At 41.5% G+C, this 971-nt stretch carries 1 protein-coding gene; it reads right to left on the bottom strand.

Annotation, left to right across the window (positions count from 1 at the left end):
• A partial coding sequence (locus tag A3729_RS07455) for a LysR family transcriptional regulator (protein ID WP_156497769.1) occupies positions 1 to 601 on the bottom strand: 601 nt, incomplete at its 3' end.
• Between the last annotated feature and the right edge of the window lie 370 nt (positions 602 to 971).

Genomic DNA, 971 nt, shown 5'->3' with positions numbered 1-971 from the left:
GGTTAAGCCATTCAGGGATTTCCAGCTGAACTAATTTATGGCCACCTAAGTCATCAATACTGTCAGGGTAACCGTACTTCTTAATGTAGGCAGGACTACAACAGTAAACAACGACAGCCGAGCCCAAACCACGCCTGACAAGACTGGAATCATCCAAATGACCAGCAATGATCGCACAATCGATCTTCTCTTCAATCAGGTCTACTTTACGCTGATTAACCAGGTTCTGAAGCTTAACCTCGGGGTACTTCTCCATAAAGCTCGCCATCAGTTCAGACATAAATGGGTCTTCATAGGCGTAAGGCGAAGTCACTCTTAATATTCCTGAAGGCTTGGCTTGTAAGTTCTGAACAGCTAACTCTGCTGTTTCAGCCTCCTGAAGCATGCGACTGCAGTGTTCATAATACACTGCGCCGATATCAGTCAGCTTTTGCTGCCGGGTGGTACGATACAGTAACTGTACATTTAAGCGTGTTTCCAGATCAGAAATTCTTCGACTAATAGTAGAAACAGGAATACCACTTTTCTTCGCAGCACTGGAGAAGTTGCCACTATCGACAACCGCTACAAACACAGCCATTTCATCAAGAGAGTAATTCATAGCCTAAGCAACCTTCTCAAATATGGTAAAGTTATTCTATTTTTTTTGTTATTGCCCTTCAATCTGAGCAGATATAGACTAACTCAAAACTTGCTTAGCGGGTAGCACTAAATACAGGCCTTTTGGTACTACCCCTCTTTTCTCTCTTTTCGTTTTACTCAGTTGAGTGACCCGTTTAACTTTCTGATATAATCGACTTGCATTAAACAGGTAGCATAAATAACATCTACTTACTTAACCAATCGATTAAAGGCAAACATAGGTTCCCTTCTTAGAAGTACCTTATTACTAGGCCTTACCTTGTTAAACACTTTAGAATACTTTCCCGGGCTGGTAACACGTAATGACAAGCCATATATTTCTGATTGAC

It is taken from the genome of Oleiphilus sp. HI0043, assembly GCF_001634935.1.
This window is presented reverse-complemented; position numbering and strand designations above follow the sequence as displayed.